The sequence below is a fragment of the Microbacterium sp. KHB019 genome, from assembly GCF_037285405.1.
Classification (GTDB): Bacteria; Actinomycetota; Actinomycetes; order Actinomycetales; family Microbacteriaceae; genus Microbacterium.
The window spans coordinates 407,173-423,193 of sequence record NZ_JBBDHF010000002.1; the positions used below are offsets into that span (position 1 = coordinate 407,173).

At 68.3% G+C, this 16,021-nt stretch carries 17 protein-coding genes; 8 read left to right on the forward strand and 9 right to left on the reverse strand.

Features of this window, described 5'->3' with window-relative positions; genetic code table 11:
• Complete coding sequence (locus KHB019_RS08360) at positions 1–1,260, reverse strand: NRAMP family divalent metal transporter (RefSeq protein WP_230101719.1); 1,260 nt, start codon at positions 1,258–1,260, stop codon at positions 1–3.
• 127 nt (positions 1,261–1,387) lie between these two features.
• Between KHB019_RS08360 and KHB019_RS08365 the strand changes: the two genes are divergently transcribed.
• Positions 1,388–2,026: a GntR family transcriptional regulator gene (locus tag KHB019_RS08365; protein WP_230101720.1), complete on the forward strand. Its 639-nt coding sequence runs from the start codon at positions 1,388–1,390 to the stop codon at positions 2,024–2,026.
• An 8-nt stretch (positions 2,027–2,034) separates the two neighbouring features.
• On the opposite strand, the gene KHB019_RS08370 is transcribed toward KHB019_RS08365, so the two are convergent.
• The 6 genes from KHB019_RS08370 to KHB019_RS08395 all read right to left on the reverse strand — a co-directional run bounded on the left by KHB019_RS08370 (position 2,035) and on the right by KHB019_RS08395 (position 8,354).
• Positions 2,035–3,030, reverse strand: a complete 996-nt coding sequence (locus tag KHB019_RS08370) for a LacI family DNA-binding transcriptional regulator (RefSeq protein ID WP_337458645.1) — start codon at positions 3,028–3,030, stop codon at positions 2,035–2,037.
• A 32-nt stretch (positions 3,031–3,062) separates the two neighbouring features.
• The gene (locus KHB019_RS08375) at positions 3,063–4,487 is read right to left on the reverse strand and encodes a GH1 family beta-glucosidase (protein ID WP_337458646.1); all 1,425 of its coding nucleotides are present in this window, start codon (positions 4,485–4,487) and stop codon (positions 3,063–3,065) included.
• A gap of 5 nt (positions 4,488–4,492) precedes the next feature.
• A complete protein-coding gene (locus KHB019_RS08380) occupies positions 4,493–5,383 on the reverse strand; it encodes a carbohydrate ABC transporter permease (RefSeq protein ID WP_337458647.1) in 891 nt (296 codons plus the stop codon).
• Positions 5,380–6,423, reverse strand: coding sequence for a carbohydrate ABC transporter permease (locus KHB019_RS08385; protein WP_230101724.1), 1,044 nt, complete (start codon positions 6,421–6,423; stop codon positions 5,380–5,382). Before KHB019_RS08385 ends, KHB019_RS08380 begins: the two co-directional genes overlap by 4 nt.
• 102 nt (positions 6,424–6,525) lie before the next feature.
• The gene (locus tag KHB019_RS08390; protein WP_337458648.1) at positions 6,526–7,836 is read right to left on the reverse strand and encodes an ABC transporter substrate-binding protein; all 1,311 of its coding nucleotides are present in this window, start codon (positions 7,834–7,836) and stop codon (positions 6,526–6,528) included.
• A 131-nt stretch (positions 7,837–7,967) separates the two neighbouring features.
• Positions 7,968–8,354, reverse strand: coding sequence for an ABC transporter permease (locus tag KHB019_RS08395; protein ID WP_230101726.1), 387 nt, complete (start codon positions 8,352–8,354; stop codon positions 7,968–7,970).
• 464 nt (positions 8,355–8,818) lie between these two features.
• Here KHB019_RS08395 and KHB019_RS08400 point away from each other — a divergent pair, with 464 nt between their 5' ends.
• A complete protein-coding gene (locus KHB019_RS08400) occupies positions 8,819–9,181 on the forward strand; it encodes a hypothetical protein (protein WP_337458649.1) in 363 nt (120 codons plus the stop codon).
• 22 nt (positions 9,182–9,203) lie between these two features.
• A complete protein-coding gene (locus KHB019_RS08405) occupies positions 9,204–9,737 on the forward strand; it encodes an adenine phosphoribosyltransferase (protein WP_230101729.1) in 534 nt (177 codons plus the stop codon).
• A 49-nt stretch (positions 9,738–9,786) separates the two neighbouring features.
• On the opposite strand, the gene KHB019_RS08410 is transcribed toward KHB019_RS08405, so the two are convergent.
• Positions 9,787–10,464 carry a MerR family transcriptional regulator gene (locus KHB019_RS08410; protein ID WP_230101730.1) on the reverse strand — a complete coding sequence of 226 codons (678 nt, stop codon included), beginning with the start codon at positions 10,462–10,464 and terminating at the stop codon, positions 9,787–9,789.
• Between the two features lie 287 nt (positions 10,465–10,751).
• Here KHB019_RS08410 and purS point away from each other — a divergent pair, with 287 nt between their 5' ends.
• Both purS and purQ read left to right on the forward strand, forming a co-directional pair.
• Complete coding sequence (purS, locus tag KHB019_RS08415) at positions 10,752–11,000, forward strand: phosphoribosylformylglycinamidine synthase subunit PurS (protein WP_325472258.1); 249 nt, start codon at positions 10,752–10,754, stop codon at positions 10,998–11,000.
• Entirely contained in the window at positions 10,997–11,704 is a 708-nt protein-coding gene (gene purQ / locus KHB019_RS08420) for a phosphoribosylformylglycinamidine synthase subunit PurQ (RefSeq protein ID WP_337458650.1), read from the forward strand. The genes purS and purQ overlap by 4 nt, the downstream gene beginning before the upstream one ends.
• A 49-nt stretch (positions 11,705–11,753) precedes the next feature.
• On the opposite strand, the gene KHB019_RS08425 is transcribed toward purQ, so the two are convergent.
• Positions 11,754–12,185 (reverse strand): DUF1761 domain-containing protein, encoded by a 432-nt coding sequence (locus KHB019_RS08425; protein ID WP_337458651.1) that lies wholly within the window; start codon positions 12,183–12,185, stop codon positions 11,754–11,756.
• A gap of 91 nt (positions 12,186–12,276) precedes the next feature.
• Here KHB019_RS08425 and KHB019_RS08430 point away from each other — a divergent pair, with 91 nt between their 5' ends.
• The 3 genes from KHB019_RS08430 (at position 12,277) to KHB019_RS08440 (ending at position 15,961) form a co-directional block, all read left to right on the forward strand.
• A complete protein-coding gene (locus KHB019_RS08430) occupies positions 12,277–13,203 on the forward strand; it encodes an NAD(P)-dependent oxidoreductase (protein WP_337458652.1) in 927 nt (308 codons plus the stop codon).
• Positions 13,204–13,276: 73 nt separating this feature from the next.
• Complete coding sequence (locus KHB019_RS08435) at positions 13,277–14,938, forward strand: glycoside hydrolase family 13 protein (RefSeq protein WP_337458653.1); 1,662 nt, start codon at positions 13,277–13,279, stop codon at positions 14,936–14,938.
• Positions 14,939–14,947: 9 nt separating this feature from the next.
• The gene (locus tag KHB019_RS08440; protein ID WP_337458654.1) at positions 14,948–15,961 is read left to right on the forward strand and encodes a LacI family DNA-binding transcriptional regulator; all 1,014 of its coding nucleotides are present in this window, start codon (positions 14,948–14,950) and stop codon (positions 15,959–15,961) included.
• The last annotated feature ends 60 nt before the right edge of the window (positions 15,962–16,021 follow it).

A 16,021-nucleotide genomic window follows, 5' to 3' on the forward strand; every position in this document is an offset into this window, starting at 1 on the left:
TCACGCTCCAGTTCCGAGGAAGGCGAAGATGGGTCCGACCGAGACGATACCCATGTACCAGGTGAGCAGGGTCACCAGCGTGCCCGCGATGAGCAGCCACATCGGGTACTTGCGCGTGCCGAGCAGGTCACGACGGAACCAGCCGATGTACATGAAGACCGTCAGCCCGATCGGCAGGATCAATCCGTTGAAGCCGCCGACGAAGACGAGGATCGCGGCGGGCGCCGTGCCGATCAGCAGGTAGACGATCAGCGAGACGACGATGAAGGCGATCGTCGCCCACTGCAGCGACCACCCGCCGAGGAAGCGCTTGTGGAAGGTCGAGAGGAACGTCGCCGAGGTGTAGGCGGCGCCGATCACCGAGCTGATCGCGGCGGCCCAGAAGATCGCGCCGAAGATCCGCAGCCCGGCTTCTCCGAGCACGGCGCCGAACGCCTGGCCGGCCGGGTTGGCGGCCTGGGTCGTGAGATCGAGGGCGACGCCGGATGCCACGACGCCGAGGATCGCGAGGAACAGCACGTAGCGCATGATGCCGGTGACGAGGATGCCGTTGGCCGCAGCCCGCATGACCGGTCCGGCATGCTCCGGACCCGTGTGGCCGGAATCGAGGTACCGGTGCGCACCCGAATAGGTGATGTATCCGCCGACCGTGCCGCCGACGATCGTGGTGATGGTGGCGAAGTTCAGCGTGTCGGGCACGAACGTCTGGCGCAGGGCGTCGCCGATCGGCGGCTGCGACATGATGGCGACGATCACAGTCATCACGATCATTCCGACGCCGAGGACGACGAGGACGATGTCCATCACCTTCCCCGCCTTCTTGATCAGGAAGATGACGATCGCGAGCGCGCCGGTGAGGAGGCCGCCCCACTTGGCGTCGATGCCGAGCAGTGCGTTCAGCCCGAGGCCGCCGCCGGCGATGTTGCCGATGTTGAACGCGAGGCCTCCGATGACGACGAGGATCGCGATGACGTGACCCGAGAAGGGGATGGCGGCGTTGGCGAGCTCGCCGGCGCGCTTGCCGGAGGACGTGATCATCCGCCAGATGTTCAGCTGGACGGCGATGTCGACGAGAACGGAGATGAGGATGGCGAACGCGAAGGCCGCGCCCATCGTGGCGGTGAACGTCGCGGTCTGGGTGATGAAGCCGGGGCCGATGGCGCTGGTCGCCATCAGGAAGATCGCGCCGATGACGGCACTGCGGCCGGCGCGCTTCTTCACCGCCGCGAGGCGGGCTTCGTCATGAGTCTGCTCTGACATGGAGGGAGTCCCATCATCGTTGTTGGGTGTCGATTGACACCGAGTGTAGAACACTTGTGGGTCAGATTGTTCTACAACTTTGTTTCCGGGATGCTACGAAACCGTCTCGGCGGCCTAACATGAAGGCGTGATCCAACAGGGAGTGCTGGCAGATTCGCTGCGGCAGAGCATCATCGACGGCGAGTTCGCTCCCGGGTCCAAGCTGTCCGAGGCGATGCTCGCCACCCGATTCGAAGCCTCCCGCAACACCGTGCGCGAGGCGTTCCGCGTTCTGGCCGAACAGGGGCTCATCGAGCACACTCCGCACCGCGGCGTCTCCGTCGCGGCGCCCGCGATCGCCGACGTGATCGACATCTACCGCGCCAGGCGCACGATCGAGTGCACCGTCATGCGGGACTGCGAGCCGGAGCATCCGGCCGTCCAGCGCATGCGCGACTCCCTCGCCGAATCAGAGCGCCGGCAGGCGGAGGAGGACTGGCAGCGGGTCGGCAGCGCCAACATGGCGTTCCACGTCGCGATCGTCGACTTGGCGGACAGTCCGCGCCTGGCGCGTACATACCGCAACCTGTCCGCCGAGCTGCGCCTGGTCTTCCTCGAGATCGACGACCCCCGCGCGCTCCACGAACCGTTCGTCCGGCGCAATCGCATCGTGCTCGAGGCGCTGCTCAGCGAGGGGCCTGATGCCGCGGCCGATGCGCTTGAGCGCTATCTGATCCAGTCCGAGCGCCTGGTGCTCGGGGCCTTCGCGCGGATGAACAGGGGCTGATCAGCCGCTCACGTCGATTCGCGCACGACCAGTTCGGTCGGCAGGATCGTGATCTGCGGCGGCTCGTTGCCGGCCAGCCGTGACAGCAGCACCGCTGCCATCGTCTCACCCATCGCGTACATCGGCTGACGCACGGTCGTCAGGTGCGGGTCGGAGCTGAGGGCGACGGGCGAGTCGTCGAAGCCGACCACCGCGACGTCCTCAGGGATGCGGACGCCGGCAGCGCGGAGCGTGCGCAGCGCTCCCCGCGCCATCAGATCACTGGCTGCGAAGATCGCGTCCGGCAGGCCTGCGGCTAGCAGGCGACGCGCGGCATCCGCCCCGCTCTCCTCGCCGTAGTCGCCCTCGAGCTCCGCCGCAGACGAGAGACCGGCATCCGCCAGCGCGTCGCGGAAGCCCTGCAGGCGGTCGGACGACACGTGCATCGTCATGGGGCCTGTGACCGTGGCGATCCTGGTTCGGCCCGTGTCGATCAGGTGCTGCGTCGCCGTCCTGGCAGCGGCGATGTTGTCGACGTCGACGGCGTACTCTCCGTGACGGCGCTGCGGCGGACGACCGCCCCACACCACGGGCACCGATGAGGCGATCGTCTCCACGAACGCGTCGCTGGTGTGGTGCGAGACGATCAGAGCGCCGTCGACGCCGCCGTGACGCACGAAGCTCGACATCTTGTCGCCGGGGTCGTCGCTGGCGATGAGCAGGTTGAGCAGATAGTCGGAGCCGCGCAGCGCGCCCGTGATCCCGGCGACGATCGAGGCGAAGAACGGATCGCCGAAGAAACGCGTGGTGTCCTCGGGGACGATCAGCGCGATCGCATTCGTCTGCCGCGAAGCCAGGGACCTGGCGGCGCGGTTGGGAACGTAGTTCAGGGACGCGATCGCACGGTGCACGGAGTCGCGGGCCTCTGGGCTCACCGCCGTCGATCCGTTGACCACGCGCGAGACCGTCGACCGTGATACCCCGGCGGCCGCGGCCACCTCTTCGATCGTCGCCCTCGACGTCACCGTGCTTCCCTTCTGCCGCGTTCCCCCGCGCTTCAGAGGGCGCGAGCGGCGATGATCCGAGCGTACTCGCGGCCGCTGTCCTTGACCGTGCGCTGCTGCGTGTCGTAATCCACTCGGACGATTCCGAAGCGCTTGTCGTAGCCCCAGGCCCACTCGAAGTTGTCCATCAGCGACCAGTAGAAGAAGCCGCGCACGTCGACGCCGGCGTCTGCGGCGTCGAGCACCGCTGCCAGATGCTGCCGTACGAACTCCGCGCGGTCGGCATCGTGCACCTGGCCGTCCTCGTCCACGACATCGTCGAAAGCGGCACCGTTCTCGGTGACGTACAGAGTCACGCCCCGCTCGGCGGTGTATTCGTCGGACAACCGGCGCAGCAGCCGGGTGAGGCCCTCCGGCTGGATCTCCCAGTTCTGCGCCGTGCGCGGCAGGCCGCGCTCGACCGCGTGGATGCCGTGATCCGACGGATACGGACTGCGACCGGTGCGCTCGGTCGACGGCCCTCCGGAGACCGGCGGCTGAGCGGGCGCCTCTCCGGCGAGCAGGTCGCCGTGGTAGTAGTTCACGCCCTGGGTGTCGATCGGCTGCGAGATCGTCTCGAGGTCGCCGTCGCGGACCGCGGCCTCGAACCGCGCCACGGCATCCGCATCCACCGCCCTGATGTCTTCGACGATGTCGGCGGGGTACTCGCCGCGGTAGATGGGATCGAGGAACCATCTGTTGAACTGGCCGTCAACGCGGCGGGCGGCATCCGCATCACGGGGGTTCTGCGGATCGGCGGGGTCTGCGACCGTGTGATTGAGCGTGATGCCGAGGTCGAGTGTTGCATCGCGCGAGCGCAGCTCGCGGATCGTCTCGCCGTGCGCGAGCAACTGGTGGTGCGCTGCGAGCAGACCCTCGGCGACGCTCGTGTGCCCGGGGGCGTGCTCCCCGCCCGTGTAGGAGAGGAACGACGAGCACCACGGCTCGTTCAGCGTCGTCCAGACGTTCACCCTGTCGCCGAGCGCGTCGTGCACGGTGCCCGCGTAGTCGAGGAACCTCTCGACGACGTCGCGGTTCGTCCAGCCGCCGTTGTCCTGCAGGGCCTGCGGCATGTCCCAGTGATAGAGCGTCAGCCACGGCAGGATGCCGGCACCCAGCAGCTCGTCGACCAGACGGCTGTAGAAGTCGACGCCCTGCGTGTTGACCGCGCCGCCATCCGGACGCACGCGCGACCAGGAGGTCGAGAAGCGGTAGGTCTGCAGTCCGAGCTCGCGCATGAGGGCAACATCGTCGCCGTAGCGGTGGTAGTGATCGCATGCGACATCGCCGTTGTCGCCGGCGATCACGGCTCCTGGCACACGGCTGAACGCGTCCCAGATCGAGGCGGTGCGGCCGTCCTCGAAGGCCGCTCCTTCGATCTGGTAGGCGGCTGTCGCCGCTCCGAAGAGGAATCCGTCCGGGAACCGCCTGGTGGTCATGTATGTCATCCTTTCACCGCGCCGGCCATGATGCCGCTGACCAGCTGCTTGCCCGCCACCACGAAGAGGACGAGCAGGGGCAGGGTCGCGAGCACCGCTCCGGTGAGCACGATGGAGTAGTCGATGTAGTAGCCGGACTGCAGCTGGCTGAGGGCCGTCTGCAGCGTCGGGTTCTGGGGAGAGAGCACGATCAACGGCCACAGGTAGTCCGTCCACGCCGTCATGAAGGTGAACAGGCCGAGGATCGCCATGGCCGGACGAGCGGCCGGCACGCCGACGGTGAGGAAGGTGCGGAACTGGTTCGCGCCGTCCATGCGGGCCGCCTCGATCAGTTCGTCGGGGATGACGTCGACCAGGTACTGGCGCATGAAGAACACCCCGAACGCGGTGACCAGCGTCGGCACGATGACGGCACCGATCGAACCGGTCCATCCGAGCTCGCGCATGACCATGAACAGCGGGATGATGCCGAGCTGGGTGGGGATCGCCATCGTCGCGACGACGAAGATCATGAGCCCGTCCCTGCCCTTGAACCGCAGCTTCGCGAAGGCGTACCCGGCGAGCGTCGAGAAGCTCACGACAGAGATCGTGATGATCGCGGAAACGAGGAACGAGTTGCCCAGAGCCAGCCAGAACGGGATGGCGTCGAGCACCTTCGCCGCGTTCGCGAAGAAGTTGCCCCCGGGGATCAGCGGCAGCGTCTCGCCGCGGGTGGCGTTGGTGCCGCTGGCGACGACGACCGACCACCACAGCGGATACACGCTGCCGATGATGAACGCCGCGAGGAGCCCGTAGGTCAGGAATCCGGGGCGGCTGCCGATCCCGGCTGCGCCCGCCGCGGCGCCGCGGCGCCGGCGGATCTTCTCCGGCACGCTCAGTGCCTGGGTCGCGGTCATCGCTCGACTCCTCTCGTCTGCGTGCGCGCTCGTCGTCGTGCCGCGCGTCCGCTGGGGGCGTCGCCGGTCGAGATCCGCCTCGTTATGAGGAAGTTGACGAGCCCGATCACGACGATGAGCAGGAACAGCAGGATCGCGACGGCGGATGCCTCGCCGAGGTTGCGGCGGAAGAACGCCATCTCCCACAGGAACAGCACCGTGGTCTGGAACTGCCGATCGCTGCCGCCGATCCCACCGGCCGTGGAGACGTCGAACAGTCGGGGTTCGGCGAAGATCTGCAGCCCGCCGATCGTGGCGGTGATGATGACGAAGATCAGCGTCGGCCGGATCGTCGGGATCGTGATCGAGAAGAACCGCCGCACGGGGCCGGCGCCGTCGATCGCCGCCGATTCGTAGAGATCGCGCGGCACGGCCTGCATCGCGGCGAGCAGGATCAGGGCGTTGTACCCGGTCCAGCGGAAGTTCACCATGACCGCGATCGCGATGTGCGAGAGGAACGTGTCGTGCTTCCACTCCTGATCGACGATGCCGATGAGGTTCAGCAGGTTGTTGGCGAGGCCGTCGGCCTCGTTGAAGACGCTCGAGAAGATGATCGCCACGGCGACCGGGGTGACCACGAACGGGATGAGCACGCTCATCCGCCAGAACGTCGGGGCCCGGAGGCCGCGATCCAGGAGATAGGCGATCACCAGCGCGACCGTGAGCTGCGGGATGGCGGAGAGGACGAAGATGCTCAGGGTGTTGAGGATCGAGTTCCAGAACATCCCGTCGCCGAGGATCTCTGCGAAGTTGCCGGCGCCGACGAAGTCGCCCTGCCCCTTGAGCAGGTCCCAGTCGAACACCGCGACGTACACGGTGTACAGCAGGGGGAACAGGCCGACCAGGCCGAAGAGGACGAAGAACGGCGAGATGTAGAAGTACGGGGAGGCGTTCTGGTCGAACCGCGAGAGGCGGTGGCGCCAGGAGCGCTTCGGCGCGGCATCCGATCCCGGATCCTGCAGACGGGCTGATGCCGTCCTGCGTGGTGCGGTGAGAGTCATTGGTCCTGTCTCCTCCCGTCTCCGGGCGAGGTCAGGTCGCAGTTTCTGTCGGCACGGAGGCACCGGAGCGACAGAAACTGCGACCTGAGTGTGGCGGAAAGGTCAGCCGACGAGCTCGTTCAGGAGCTGGATGGCCTGATCCCAGGCGCCCTGGGTGTCGGTCTCGCCGCGATCGAGTGCGCTCAGCGCCGGACCGAAGACGTTCTCCTGGATGACGGAGTCGTCAGCGCCCTTGAACTGCGCCACGACGCCCTTCGCACGCTCGGCGAGAATCGCGCCGGTGGGTGCATCGTTGAAGAACGCGTTCGGCGTCGCATCCGCCGCGAGGGTCTCCTGCGCCTTCACCGTCGAGGGGAAGTTGCCGGCCGCTGCCGACTGCTTGACCTGCTGCTCGGGCTGGGTCAGCCAGTCGGCGAGGGCCGCTGCTGCCTCCTTGTGCGCGGAGCTCTCGGGAACGGACAGCCATGCGCCACCCCAGTTCGCGGCACCTCCGGGGAACACGTCGGCGAAGTCCCAGCCGGTCCCTGCGTCACCGCCGCCGGCCTCGACCTGACCCTGCACGACGCCCAGCATCCAGCCGGGGCACACGAAGGTCGCGAACGTGCCGTCGACGAATGACTTGCCGCCGTTCCAGTCCCATGCGGCCTGGGCAGCGGACTGCCCGCCCTCGGTCGCAGCGCCCAGCAGCTCGAATCGCTGCTGCAGCTCGGCGTTGCCGTCGACGTTGAGTTCGCCGTCAGCCGTGTAGTAGCCCTCCTCGAGCTGGTTGACCATGGCGTTCCAGACGAATCCGGAGTGGTCGTACCAGGCCTTGCCGGTCTTGTCGGTGTACTCCTGGCCCACGGCGAAGAAGTTCTCCCAGTCGCCGGTGAGCAGCTCGGCGACGGACTCGCGGTCACTGGGGAGCCCTGCAGCCTCGAAGGCCGCGCCGTTGTAGCAGATACCGCTCGGGCCGATGTCGGTGCCGTAGCCGATGACGCGGCCTTCCGCATCGGTGCCCTGGGCGTACTTCCAGTCGACCCAGTCGCCCTTGCGGTCCTCGATGCCGTAGTCGCGCAGGTCGGCGAAGGTGTCGGAGACGTCCATGATCGCGCCGAGCCAGCCCTCCTCGATCGCGACGATGTCGCTGAGTCCTGAGCCGGCAGCGATCTTCGTGAAGGCGTCGGTGCGGGCGTTGCCGCCCGTGTCGATGTTGGTCGCCTCGATCGTGACGTTCGGGTGCAGGTCCTCGTACTCCTTGTAGAGGTCGTCGTAGCCGAACGTTCCGAACGTGGTGATGGTCAGCGTGACGTCCTCGTCGGGGCCGGCGCCCTGGTCGTCGCCGGTGGTGGCGGCGCAGCCGGCGAGGGCGAGGGCCGAGATGGATGCGACGGCAGCTGTCGCCAGCATCCGTCGGCGGGCATGCGTGTTCACAGGTCACTCCTTTGTGTCGGTGGATGTAGTGCAGTGGTTGGTGCAGCAGGATGGTGCGGTGAGTCGTCCGTGGGAGCGCTCTCACGTCTTCTTGAGCCAATGTATGGGATCGCTCCCACGACTGTCAAGCGTCAGTGACGAAGTCGCCGGTAGGCGCGCGCCGAGAGGGGCAGGAACACGAGCGTGATGACGAGCGGCCAGGCGATGGCGAGCCACATGGATGCGTCGACCTGCCACGCCGCGGTGATGCCTGTGGCGTTTCCGAACAGCTCCCGCGTCGCCGTGGCGGTGGCGGAGATCGGATTCCAGTCGGCCACCGGCTGCAGCCAGGCGGGCATCGTCTCGGGCGCCACGAACGCGTTCGAGGCGAACGCTATCGGCCACACCAGCACCTGGATGGCAGTCGAGGCTCCCTCGGTCCGGAAAGTGAGCCCGAGGAAGATTCCCAACCAGATGAGCGAGTAGCGCAGCCAGAGCAGCAGAAGCAGCGCGAGCAGCGCCGCTGCGCCCGAGAGCAACCGCTGAGCCGCCTATCGGCAACGACCGGAACCGGTCGGTGATGCCCCGCTTGGCGTCTGCGGCCATCCGCGCCGCCGGGCACGTCCATCGCGCCACCGAAGAGCAACCCGAAACATGAGGAGCAGCATCACCGAGAACGCGAGGTTGAACACCGGCATGATCGGCTGCCGAGCCCAGTGCAGCAGCTCGCGCTGCGTTAGGACCCAGGCGTGGGTGAGTGTGGCGTTCATCGGGACTCCTTCGCTGTGAGGGCGAGGAAGACATCGTCGAGGGTGGGCGGCGCAGTTCGCAGTCCGCCAACGGGATGCCGGATTCATCGATTGCTCTCACCACGCGAACGAGCTCGGCGGTGCCACCAGGGGCTGCCACCGTGACCCATCCGGCGTCGGAGTCGACGTCGGGTACGAGGCCGGCACCGACGATCGCGCCTTCGACCGCATCCAGCTCGGAGGGAGCCGACGGTGTGACGACGATGCGGTCACCGCCGATCGACCGCTTCAGCTCTGCGGGCGAGCCCTCGGCGATCACCCGACCGCTCTGCATCACCGCGATGCGACCGGCCAGGCGATCCGCTTCGTCCAGACAGTGCGTGGTCAGCAGCACGGCGGTCCGCGCGCGGCGGCCTCCTGCACGGCCAGCCACACTTCGGCGCATCCGCGGGGTCCAGGGCCGTGGTCGGCTCGTCCAGGAACAGCACTGCCCGGTCTCTGGCCGCGTCGGACAGGCCGCGGGCGAGGACTACGGACTCGGCGACGCCGAGCGCTCCTATCGCTTCGGCCGCGATGCGCTGATCCGCGGGATCGAACAGCTGCGCGATGCGCCCTGAACGGCTCCGGTAGCCTGAGACGGTGCCCTCAGCCGAGCTGTCTCCCGCCCTCGTCCGCGCCGAATCGCTGATCCGCAGCATCCCGGACTACCCGGAACCCGGCATCCTGTTCCGCGACATCACGCCGCTGCTGGCCGACGCCGAGGCGCTGCGCGTCACGACCGAGGCGATCATCGAGCCGTTCGCCGGTCAGTTCGACTATGTCGCGGGGATCGAGGCGCGAGGCTTCCTGATCGCGGGGACCGCTGCGATCGCGGCCCGTGTCGGCCTGATCCCGATCCGCAAGGCGGGCAAGCTCCCGCGCCCTGCGGCATCCGTGGACTACGCACTCGAATACGGGACCGCGACGGTCGAGATGCACGACGATCTCCCGGCGGGCTCGCGCGTGCTTCTCATCGACGACGTCCTGGCCACCGGCGGCACCCTCGCCGCGGGTCGGCAGCTGATCGAGCGCCTGGGCTCGCACGTCTCCGGCATCTCGGTGCTGTTCGAGATCGACGGTCTCGGCGGCCGCGAGGCGATCGGCGACCTGCACACCGTCTTCCACTCGGCCTGACGCCGCGGCGCTGACGCTCCGGCGGCTGCGCGGTTGCTCTTCGTCTGCGCTACCGCTCCGGCGCGGGCGGCGGCATTGCGAGATCCGGCGGAGCGACGCCGCGCTCGATCGCGGAGCGGATGGCGATCGCCGCATGCGCCAGACTGCTCACCGCGACGAGCTGTCGCGCGCGGGCGTTGATGGCGAGCAGCATCCGCCGCGCGACCACGTCGGGCGAGCCGTCCGGCTGGAGGGCGGCGACGTTCGGGGCTGCGAGCGGCTCCAGGGCGTCGGCGTACGCCATGAGCTCGTCGACGTCGTAGGCGAGGCCGACCGCCGAAGCCTGCGCGAGTGCATGCGCGAGGCCCTGCTCGGCCGCACCGGGGTAGCCGCGCCAGTCGCGGCGACGCATCAGCTCGTAGGTGCGCTCGCGATAGATCTCGTAGTCGGGGTCGGAGACGCCCTCCTCCGGCACTCCGAGCGCGAACGCCTGGCAGGCGTTCATGACGTCGAGCGTCAGCACACCCTCGGAGTCGATCAGATCGGTGAGCGACTTGATCGCGGCGGTGGATGCTCCGTACGAGTCCCGCAGCACGGCGATGAGCTGCGCCCGATCGACGTGACGCTGCTCGTAGACCGCTGTGGTGTGATTGCGCAGTCGCCCCGGAGGCAGGATCCCTACCCTGATCCAGTGCTTGAGCGTGGTTCTCCTGACTCCGCTCCGAGCCGCCAGTTCATTGAGCTTCACGCGCCACTCCCCCCCGAGGACGACTGTTGGAGAGTGGCGAGCCCCGTCACTCTCCACGGTGCGACATCTGTGCGTTGACTCTAGCCTGCCAGTGCAGGGACACTTCTCGCCGCTGGGGTAACAGGGTGCTGGAGCGTCGATGAGTCAGACTCTCGACATGCCCGGGCGGACGCAGCCGGGGGGTACGTCGTCCGCCTGGGCATTGCCTTCCCGCCCCGGCGGGGGTGAGTGCACGCACGGCCGCTAGACTTGGCGTGCCCGCCTTCCCGCGACATCCGGAGCCGTTCATGCCCACCATCGTCGTCGACGTCATGCCCAAGTCCGAACTGCTCGACCCTCAGGGGAAGGCCGTCTCCGGCGCGTTCTCACGACTCGGCGTGACGAGCTTCAGCGACGTGCGCATCGGCAAGCGCTTCGAGCTCACCGTCGAGGGCGACGTCACCGACGAGGTTCTCGCCGAGGCGAAGAAGATCGCCGAAGACGTGCTGTCGAACGCCGTGATCGAGGACGTCGTCGGCATCGAGGTCGTCGAATGACGGTCCGCATCGGCGTCATCACCTGGCCGGGATCGCTGGACGACCGCGACGCGCAGCGCGCCGTCCGCCTGGCGGGCGCAGAGCCCGTCGCCCTGTGGCACGGCTCGCACGACCTCGACGGTGTCGACGCGCTCGTGCTGCCCGGCGGTTTCAGTTACGGCGACTACCTGCGCTCCGGCGCCATCGCCGCGCTCTCGCCGATCATGACCGAGGTGAAGGACGCCGCGGCGAACGGCCTGCCCGTGCTCGGGATCTGCAACGGATTCCAGATGCTCGTCGAGGCGCATCTGCTGCCCGGCGGACTGATCCGCAACGACCACCAGCACTTCGTGCGTCGCGACCAGAAGCTCACGGTCGAGAACTCCGATACCGCCTGGACCAATCAGTTCAAGACCGGCCAGGAGATCGTCATCCCGCTGAAGAACGGCGAGGGCGGCTACATCGCCTCGGAGGAGACGCTCGATCGCCTCGAGGGGGAGGGTCTGGTGGCCTTCCGCTACGCGGGCCTCAACCCGAACGGATCGCTGCGCGACATCGCGGGGATCACGAACGAGGCAGGGAACGTCGTCGGCCTCATGCCGCACCCAGAGCACGCGACCGAGCCGGGCTTCGGCCCTGACACCTCGGCTGCGATGCGCTCGGGCACCGACGGCCTCGGCTTCTTCACGAGCGCGATCTCCGCGATCGTCCGCGTCGCCGCTTAGCCACGTCCGGCTCGCGCAGGTCGTCGAGCGAGTCGAAGCGTCGCCCGTTTCAGACGGTGCCAGCGGGCGGCCAGACGCCGATGATGATGGCCATGATGACCACCGTGACCAGCTCGTGCGCGATGTTCAGCGTGGTCAGTGCGGTTGGGCGGCCCTCGAACGCGTCGTGGGTGATGAATCGCGCGGCCGTGAACCCGGCCCACAGCAGGATCGCCGTCACGATCGTGCCGATGAAGAACGATCCTTCGTAGAAGTGCCAGGCGATGGCGGATGCCCCGGCGAGCACCCATGCGGTGATGAAGCTGACGATCACTGTGGTGACGATCGGCCACACGGCGCTGCGCGCCGATCCGGTCATGTCGACGTTCGCGAGTCGAGCCCAGCGCGTGCCGAACAGCTTCGGCGTGTACCAGAGCGATCCGACGACCATGCTCGAGAGCATCGCGAGCAGCACGGCCCAGTAGTTGATCTCGGGAATCATGGTGTCTCCTCGGGTTGGGGGAACTGAGGCCGAGCGTACTCCGCGTGCTGTCCGGCGGTCGAGAGGCTCACCGCCTCGATAGGCTCGGAGGGTGAGTCTCTTCGTCACCGTCCCCACCGCACGCCTCGCCGAGAACCTCGGCGCGCTCCCCGAGGGGGTGGATCTCGAGGTCTGGGATCTGAAGTCGCCGGCCCCGCGCGAGCGCATCGACCTCGTGGTCGGACCGTACATGGAGGGCGCCAAGGCGCTCGGCGCGCTCGAAGGTCTCGACATCGGCCTCGTGCAGAGCCAGTCGATCGGCTACGACGGCGTCGAAGACGCCCTGCCGGCCGGCATCCCCTTCGCCAATGCCGCGAGCGTCCACGAGACCTCGACGGCAGAGCTCGCACTCGCGCTGACGCTGGCCGCGCAGCGGCAGCTGCCCCGATTCGTGCTCGCCCAGCAGAGCGGCGCGTGGTCGCCGGTGTTCGCAGAGAGCCTGGCCGACCGCAAGGTGCTGCTCGTCGGATTCGGCGGCGTCGGCGAGGCGATCGCGCTGCGCCTGGAGCCCTTCGAGGTCGACCTCACCGTGGTCGCCCGCACAGCCCGCCCCGTGTGGCACGAGCGCCTCGGGCGCGTGCAGGTGCACGCGATCGATGAGCTGCCCGACCTCGTCGCGGATGCCGAGATCGTCATCCTGACGCTGCCCGGCGGTGCCGCGACCCACCACCTCTTCGACGACGAGATGCTCGGCCGTCTGGCCGACGGCGCCCTGCTCGTCAACGTCGGCCGCGGAACGCTCATCGATACCGATGCGCTGGCACGCGAGAAGGGTCGCATCCGTGCGGCGCTGGACGTTCTCGACCCAGAGCCGCTTCCCGCCGAGCACCCGCTCTGGACGACCGATGGCGTCCTCATCGCACCGCATGTGGGCGGAGCATCCACCGCGATGAACCCGCGCATCACCCGCCTCATCCGCAAGCAGATCGAACGGATGCTGCGCGGCGAGACGCCGGCGAACATCGTCCTCGGCGGCTGATCCTGGGCACCTCTCGAACCGATTCGATCCGCGATCTAGCGCACCTGTAAGCGTTTGCAGTAGGCTCGTCCCCATGACAGAGCTCGAACAGTTCGCCGCGCCCGGTTCCGAGTGGTGGCGCAGTGCCGTGATCTACCAGATCTATCCGCGTTCCTTCGCCGACGCCTCCGGCGACGGCATCGGCGACCTGCCGGGGATCACGAGCCGCCTCGACGCGCTGGGCGAGCTCGGCATCGACGCGATCTGGCTGAGCCCGTTCATGACCAGCCCGCAGAAGGACGCCGGGTACGACGTCGCCGACTACCGCGATGTCGACCCGCTGTTCGGCACCCTGGCCGACTTCGATGAGATGCTCGCGCAGGCCCACGCCCGTGGCATCCGGGTCATCGTCGACCTCGTCCCGAACCACTCCTCCGACCAGCACGTATGGTTCCAGCAGGCCCTGCAGGCGGCACCAGGCAGCCCGGAGCGGGCGCGCTACATCTTCCGCGACGGCAACGGCGAGAACGGCGAGCTGCCCCCGAATAACTGGGAGAGCGTGTTCGGCGGCGGGCAGTGGACTCGCGTCACCGAACCGGACGGCACCCCCGGCCAGTGGTACCTGCACATCTTCGACCCGTCGCAGCCCGACTTCGACTGGACGAACGAAGAGGTCCGCGAGGAGTTCCGCGGCGTCCTGCGCTTCTGGCTCGACCGCGGCGTCGACGGCTTCCGCGTCGACGTGGCGCACGGCATGATCAAGGCCGACGGACTGCCCGACTACACGCCCCCGATCGAGGCCGACTCGATGGGCGGCGGCGAGGAGGACGTGCCGTACTGGGGTCAGGACGGCGTGCACGACATCTACCGCGACTGGCACCAGGTGCTCGCCGAGTACGACGGCGACCGCGCCCTGTGCGGCGAGGCGTGGCTCCCCACGCTGAAGAAGACCGCGCTGTGGGTGCGCCCGGACGAGATGCACCAGACGTTCAACTTCCCGTACATGATGACCGAGTGGGACGCTGAGAAGATCGGCGACATCATCCGCGAATCGCTCGACGAGTTCGGCTCGGTCGGAGCGCCCAGCACCTGGGTGCTGTCGAACCACGACGTCATCCGGCACGCGTCGCGCCTGGCGCTGACGGCCGACAGCCCGCAGGGCGACGGCATCGGGCCGCTGTCCGCTGGCAAGCCGGACCAGGCCACCGGGCTCGCCCGCGCGCGCGCCGCGACGACCGTGATGCTGTCGCTGCCCGGGTCCTCGTACCTGTACCAGGGCGAGGAGCTCGGACTGCCTGAGGCCATGGAGATCCCCGACGCGTTCCGTCAGGACCCGACGTGGTTCCGCACGAACGGCGAGCGCTACGGCCGTGACGGATGCCGCGTGCCGCTGCCGTGGGAGGCCGCCGCTCCGGCGTTCGGCTTCAACACCACCGGCGACTCGTGGCTGCCGCAGCCGGCCGAGTGGGCATCCTTCGCCCGCGACGCCGAGGCGTCGGATGCGACATCCACCCTCAACCTGTACAAGCACCTGCTCACCCTGCGTCGCGAGCGCGAGCTCGGCATCGGCTCGTTGGTGTGGGAGGACCTCGGCGCGAGCGCGGTCGCCTTCCGCCGAGGCGACCTGCACGTCGCGGTCAACCTCGGTGCAGAGCCGCTCGAACTCGGCGAAGGCGTGGCCTTCGTCGCGCAGAGCCAGCCGTTCGAGGGCACGGCGCTGCCGACCGACCACGCAGCCTGGTACACGAAGGCCTGACACCGGCCCATGGTCAGCATCGATGAGGTCGCGCGTCTGGCCGGGCTGTCCACGGCCACGGTCTCGCGCGCCCTCAGCGGTCGCGGCTACGTGTCCGCCGCGTCCCGCGAACGCGTGACGATCGCGGCCAGGCAGCTCGGCTACGTGGTGTCCTCGCGGGCATCGAGCCTGGCGTCAGGACGCACGCGCAACGTCGGCGTCGTGGTGCCGTTCCTCGACCGGTGGTTCTTCAGCACCGTGCTCTCGGGCGTCTCGAGTGCGCTCATGCGTCAGGGCTACGACATCACGCTGTACAACATCACCGCCGACGAAGCCGTCCGCAAGGACGTCTTCGACGTCGCGCTTCGTCGTCAGCGGGTGGATGCGGTCATCGCGGTGGCCATCGAGCTCGACGAGGAGGAGACGGAGCAGCTGCTCGCACTCGACCTGCCGGTGATCGCGATCGGCGGGCCCAACCCGCGGCTCGACACTCTGACCGTCGACGACTTCGCGCTCGCGCGCCTGGCCACAGAGCATCTGCTGGCACTCGGCCACACCGAGATCGCGCACATCGGCGCGAACCCGGAGTTCGACATCGACTTCCACATCCCCACGAACCGCAGGCTCGGTTTCGAGCAGGCGCTGGCGGATGCCGGAATCACGCCGAAGTCCGCGTATCTCGAGCCGGCCGACTTCACGGTCGACGGCGGGTATCGAGCGGCGAAGCAGCTGCTCGGGCGTCCTGGACCGCGCCCGACCGCTGTGTTCGCGGCGTCCGACGAGATGGCGATCGGAGCCGTCCTCGCGGCGCGCGACCTGGGCTATCGCGTGCCGGAGGATCTCTCCGTCGTCGGCATCGACGGCCACGAGCTCGGCGAGTTCTTCCGACTCACGACGGTCGACCAGTTCCCTCTCGCGCAGGGCGAGCGGGCGGCGGATGCCGTACTGGCCAAGCTCGAGGCGAGCGACGAGCCCACCGCGCACGGCGAACTGCCGTTCGAGTTGATCGTCCGCGGCACGACCGCCCGGCTTCCGAAGGCCTGACCCCGGAAGTCGCTCAGCGAGTCGCAAGCCTCACAGCTCCCCGCTAAACTGGTCCGCGGA

Bases quoted from the DNA above. Each gene is read 5' to 3' on its own strand.
- KHB019_RS08360 (WP_230101719.1), bottom strand. From the start codon at position 1,260: ATGTCAGAGCAGACTCATGACGAAGCCCGCCTCGCGGCGGTGAAGAAG.
- KHB019_RS08375 (WP_337458646.1), bottom strand. From the start codon at position 4,487: ATGACCACCAGGCGGTTCCCGGACGGATTCCTCTTCGGAGCGGCGACA.
- KHB019_RS08380 (WP_337458647.1), bottom strand. From the start codon at position 5,383: ATGACCGCGACCCAGGCACTGAGCGTGCCGGAGAAGATCCGCCGGCGC.
- KHB019_RS08385 (WP_230101724.1), bottom strand. From the start codon at position 6,423: ATGACTCTCACCGCACCACGCAGGACGGCATCAGCCCGTCTGCAGGAT.
- purS (WP_325472258.1), top strand. From the start codon at position 10,752: ATGCCCACCATCGTCGTCGACGTCATGCCCAAGTCCGAACTGCTCGAC.
- purQ (WP_337458650.1), top strand. From the start codon at position 10,997: ATGACGGTCCGCATCGGCGTCATCACCTGGCCGGGATCGCTGGACGAC.
- KHB019_RS08425 (WP_337458651.1), bottom strand. From the start codon at position 12,185: ATGATTCCCGAGATCAACTACTGGGCCGTGCTGCTCGCGATGCTCTCG.
- KHB019_RS08435 (WP_337458653.1), top strand. From the start codon at position 13,277: ATGACAGAGCTCGAACAGTTCGCCGCGCCCGGTTCCGAGTGGTGGCGC.
- KHB019_RS08440 (WP_337458654.1), top strand. From the start codon at position 14,948: ATGGTCAGCATCGATGAGGTCGCGCGTCTGGCCGGGCTGTCCACGGCC.